The sequence below is a fragment of the Mycobacterium sp. 4D054 genome, assembly GCF_052245755.1.
Lineage (GTDB): Bacteria > Actinomycetota > Actinomycetes > Mycobacteriales > Mycobacteriaceae > Mycobacterium.
The window spans coordinates 1-4,743 of sequence record NZ_JBQQCF010000108.1 but is presented as its reverse complement, the minus strand read 5'-3'; the positions used below and the strand labels follow the sequence as shown (position 1 = coordinate 4,743).

Below are 4,743 nucleotides of genomic sequence, written 5' to 3'. Positions count from 1 at the left end.
ACAGTCGTCACCATGACGACCACCGCGTCGCCGCGACGATTACCCCGTCACAATGCAGACCGACCCCCGAAATCACGTCTGCATCCACAGTGACGCCATCGTCTGCATCCTGAGCGACGGCCAACAGCCACCGCCCCGAACAGCTCGGGCTGAGCACGCACCACCGCGATATCGGCGGCACAGTCACCGCCGAGTGCCACCGCGATCGCGACATCGGTGAGCACCTTGGCCGGGTCGTGCAGGGTTCGTGGTGCCCGCCACCGCTTCAAGACCTCTGACATGGCCTTTTCCAGTCCCGAGACGTGCAGCGTCCGAGCCAACAGCAGCCCGCCGGCCGACGAGACCAACGACTCGCGACCTGAATCCACCAGCAGAGAACGAACCGCGCTACGCTTCACCTACGGAGTGCCTTCCCGCTTTGTGAACATGGACCCTAGACAAGTCACATTTTCTCAAGCAGGACAGGCACTTCCGTGCATTACAGGTCGTGTCAACAGCCTATTTCACGAAACGTCGAGGCTAGAGGACGACCAGCGGCGTCTCGACGGCGAGGTCGCCTCGCATCCGCCGGTCCAGCACACCCTCGACGCGCCACTCGACCCGGGCGTACTGGTGCGCCGTCGTCGGGCCGGCGTCGACAGGCACCTCGATCGAGAACGGCAGCTGCTCGACGGTCCCGGCCTGGAACTCGCGCTTGCCCGCGAGGTCCACCTCTGCGACCTTCAGGTCGGTCTTGATGTGGCCGTCGCCGGAGAAGGTGTAGGCGTCGAGCGCGTCGCCGTCACCGAAGATGCTGCCATCGCTCATCGCGGCGGCCGTGTAGGTGACCCTGCGGTGCAGGCGGATCCGGGCGGCGGTGACGCTCACGTCCTTGGGCACGGCGACGGTGAGCGTCCCGGTCAGCGCCTCACCGGCCCGCACCGCGACCGGCAGCTCGTCGAGGGTGAGCCCGTCCTCGTGCTGCTGCGGCGCCCGTGCCACCGGCAGGCCGTCGGCGCCGTGCCGCACGGCGACGTCCTGGCGGACGACCTTGTCCATCCCCCGCTCCCGGTCGATGCGGGCGGAGACCGTCCAGGTGACGGCGCCGGCCGAGCTCGGGAGCGCGTCCGCCGGCACCCTTGAACGTCAGCTCGCCGGGACCTGCCTGCGCCGGCAGCTCACGCTCCTCGTGGTGCAGCTGATAGCTCTGCCACTCCTCGACCGTCGAGACGTTCTCGTCCTCGGACGGCCCGTAGGTGCGGGTGACCTTCGCCTTGTAGCTCGCCGTGGCCTCGAACGCGACCCGCACGCCGCGGGCCTTCGCGTCGAGCTGCCCGGTGACCTCGAACCGGACCGCGACCTCGTCCCCAGGCGCCACCTCCGCCGGCCGGACGTCGAGGGTGATGGCGTTGTCCGAACCGCCGCGCAGCTTGTCGAGGAATCCCATGCGGTGACCGTAGGGCCCGTCGGTCGAGGACGGGAGCGAAACCGCTCAGTCGACGACCGAGCGGACGATCTCGGCGATGCGCCTCTCGGTGATGTCGTCCACCGTCTCGAAGTACCACGCGGCCGGCATCAGCTGCCCCTCGTCACCGCCGGCCGGCCGGAAGGGGGCCTTCTCGGTGAGAGCGAGGTTCATCCGCTCGTCGTTGCGCAACGTGATCAGGACCGGCGTGCTCGCCGACCTCGCGTAGGCGGGCATCCCGTACCAGATGCGTGGCTTGAGCGCGGGCGCCGCGGCCATGATGACCTCGTGCACCCGCCGCATCGTCGAGCGCCGCGGCTCGTCCATCTTCTCGATCTTGTCGATCACCTGTGCCAGGTTCTTCTCGTCCTTCGACGACATGTCATGTCCTCTCGTCCGCCGGTGTCGGCGTGCCGGTGCAGTGGAGTCGGCGTCATTCCCCGCACCCCATCCGGACATGTCCTGAGCTGCTCAGGTCTCTCCGCGATGATTCACGTGGGTGACCCCGTGGGAGCGCGATCGGTGGTGCACCACCGTGGCCAGGATAGAGGATCGTGAGCCTTTGGCTGGACCGACCCGCGTGGACCGCTACCGCAGCCCGGTGTCCGACGCGGGCGGCTCGTCGGACGGCACAGAGCCGCCGATGCGCTCGAGCGCCTCGGTGATCCTGGGACGATGCCGCGGGAGCGCCGCGTCACGCAGGTCGACCAGCATCGCCCGCAAGCGGCGCTGCACTCGCTCGGCATCCTCGCCCCAGTGCGCGATCTCGTCGATGGCCAGGGCCAGGTAGTCCGCGAACGAGGGCTCTGGGACGTCCAGGAGCAGCCGCCCGTTCCTGGTCACCTGCCGGGGCGGGAGCTCACGGGTGGCCAGCCGGCGCAGCAGGTCGTGCAGCTGGTCGAGGACCTGGACGGCGGTGCTCGGGTCGTTGATGCCGGGCGACAGCGCCCGTTCCGCGATGTCGACGAGCTGCCGGAGGCCGAAGCCCAGATCCTCCTCCAGGCTGCGCTCGGTCCCCAGCCGGACCGCGGCACGCAAGGAGTCCTCGTCGGGAACCTCGGCGTCGTGGACCTCCATCAGGGTGGCGCCCGCCGGCACGAACTCACCGAGCGACCGCACCAGGAAGATGGTGGCTCCGTGCTCGTCGGCGGCGCGGACCAGCGCATCCTCGTCGACCCGTTGCACCACGCCCGGCCGGTCGGCGCTCACCGGGCGGCCACCGGTGGCCGGCACCGGCAGCCGTGAGGGTGGCTCGGCGGCGGCCGGGAAGCGGCGCTCCAGGAGGTCGCGGGTGTCCCGGGCGATCCTGGTGATGATCGTCGCCACCCGGATCGACTGCGCGATGTGGTCGATGTAGATCAGGAAGACGACCACGCTGGCGAGGACGAACGCGAACGCCGCGGTCACCGAGAGCTGAGGGACGAACGGGTCGACGTCGGCCGTGCCCTGCACCGCGCGGAGGACGACCAGCGCGTAGACGAACGTGGCGACGAAGACACCGAGGGCGATCTGGTTGACCCAGTCGCGGAGGAACGACCTCAGCACCCGGGGCGAGAACTGGCTGCTCGTCAGCTGCAGCACGACGATCGTGATCGAGAACACCAGGCCGGTGAACGAGATCATCGAGGTGATGATCGCCGACAGGACCGCCCGGGCTCCTTCGGGGCCACCGGTGAAGAGGAACGGCACGCTGAAGGACGTCTCGAGCCGGTCGTCGAGCGCGGCGAGCCCCAGCCCGAGCGCGGTCGCCAACGCCGCGAAGAACAGCGGTACCACCCAGAACCGGTTCCGGACGCTGTTCCAGAACCGGCTCATGACGCCCTGCGCACGCTGGTCATCTGCGGTCATTGCCCCGCGGGCGACGCTCGCATACCGCGACCATCTCCCGGTCGGCGGCAGGCAGGCCACTGTCGTGCCGAGCCAGAGGGCTCCGGTCACGTGACGCCATACGAGGAAGGGCGTCGGGCCAGAAGTGCCCCGGGCTCGCCTTCCCCGCGGGCTTCGAGGATGACGTACGAACGGTCGGGGCATTCGGTCTGCAGCCGGTAGGCGGCGCCGATGCCGGACAGGCCGGCGCCGACGACGAGTACGTCGACGTGAGCTGGAAGCGGTGCCGGCCGAGGCACGGTTTCGCGTGTAGTCATGGGTCAACTTTCGCGCGGCCAGGGCCCACAGATTTGTCGCTGAACGACATTCAATTGTCATTTGATGACAAACAGTTAGCGGCGGCGTTTCCGCATCTGCGACGGGGTGGTCTGCCACCAGCGGCGCGCGGCGCGAGTGAACGACGCTTGCTCGTTCATCCCGATCATCGCGGCGATCTGCCCGATCGGCAGTTCCGTGCCGACCAACAGGCGCAGTGATTTGTTGCGGCGTTCTTCATCGACGATCTGTTCAAACGAAGTCCCCGCTGCCGCGAGCTGCCGTTGTAGCGTGCGCGCATGCAGCATCAGAAGCCGGGCGACCGCGTCCATGCGACATACGTCCGCCGTCTTCGCGAACTGCTCGACCGTCGTCGCATCGGTCATGCGACCCGATGGTTTGACGTCATAGAGGACCTGGTCGCCGCTGCGGAGCGTGGCGAAGAAGTCAGGGAAGTGGGTCGAGCCGTCGGCGAAGCTGATTTTCATGGGCTGCGAGGCGATCTGGCGAACCAGGCCGTCGAAGTCCAGCGACAGTAAGGATTCGGCCTCCAGGCCTGATTCGCACCACACATGTGTGCGCTGCGAGGCGACATACTGTCGCGAATGCCGATTCAGCCGGTTCTGAAACTGGACGCCGGAACGCCAGGGCAGAGCTCGGTGGAAATGCTCATGAAGCAAGGCGGGCGACACCGCAGCCGATCGTTCGTTCCCTTCGGCGGTGATCCACGAGACCGTGTCGATCCCGATCTGCGCCGATGACTCCACGGACGTGCAACTGGACATGAGCCAGACAATATTGCAGGGGTACGACAAGCTGACGGACCCGACGGTCTCAACTATCTGTCACTGAGTCTCAACTAGGGTGTCAAAGTCTCAAATAAGTCGTCATCCGACAGCCGCCTGCTGCTCGGCGCGGGTGGGTGATGATTCATCCGATGCAATACGCGGTTAAGGTGACATAATGTGGCTTATCGGCACAACGCTTACCAGCGGCAAGGTCCGGCCGGGCGCACTTTACGTGCGGCTGTTGTCAGTTCTCATCCGATCAGAAGCATTCTCATTTGATGTGACACATCGGCGCGCCTTTCTCATTTGATCTGATACAGCCGGTACCGTTCTGGGCATGTCGATGCTGGCCACTGGTGCTGTTGCCGC

General features: G+C 67.0%; 5 protein-coding genes and 2 pseudogenes. All 7 read right to left on the bottom strand.

Going from position 1 to position 4,743, the window contains the following annotated elements; translation table 11 throughout:
- Positions 1-125: 125 nt before the first annotated feature.
- Positions 126-398 (bottom strand): annotated as a pseudogene (locus ACTWP6_RS29880) (transposase); the annotation flags it as partial.
- 121 nt (positions 399-519) lie between these two features.
- The gene (locus ACTWP6_RS29875) at positions 520-981 is read right to left on the bottom strand and encodes a hypothetical protein (RefSeq protein ID WP_260752948.1); all 462 of its coding nucleotides are present in this window, start codon (positions 979-981) and stop codon (positions 520-522) included.
- Positions 908-1,426 (bottom strand): hypothetical protein, encoded by a 519-nt coding sequence (locus ACTWP6_RS29870; protein WP_260752950.1) that lies wholly within the window; start codon positions 1,424-1,426, stop codon positions 908-910. Before ACTWP6_RS29870 ends, ACTWP6_RS29875 begins: the two co-directional genes overlap by 74 nt.
- Before the next feature lie 45 nt (positions 1,427-1,471).
- Complete coding sequence (locus ACTWP6_RS29865) at positions 1,472-1,825, bottom strand: DUF1801 domain-containing protein (RefSeq protein ID WP_260752952.1); 354 nt, start codon at positions 1,823-1,825, stop codon at positions 1,472-1,474.
- 207 nt (positions 1,826-2,032) lie between these two features.
- Positions 2,033-3,292: a DUF2254 domain-containing protein gene (locus ACTWP6_RS29860; RefSeq protein WP_443189591.1), complete on the bottom strand. Its 1,260-nt coding sequence runs from the start codon at positions 3,290-3,292 to the stop codon at positions 2,033-2,035.
- A gap of 146 nt (positions 3,293-3,438) precedes the next feature.
- A pseudogene (locus ACTWP6_RS29855) lies at positions 3,439-3,588 on the bottom strand (NAD(P)-binding protein); the annotation flags it as partial.
- Positions 3,589-3,663: 75 nt separating this feature from the next.
- Positions 3,664-4,371: a helix-turn-helix domain-containing protein gene (locus tag ACTWP6_RS29850; protein WP_443189590.1), complete on the bottom strand. Its 708-nt coding sequence runs from the start codon at positions 4,369-4,371 to the stop codon at positions 3,664-3,666.
- Positions 4,372-4,743 lie beyond the last annotated feature (372 nt).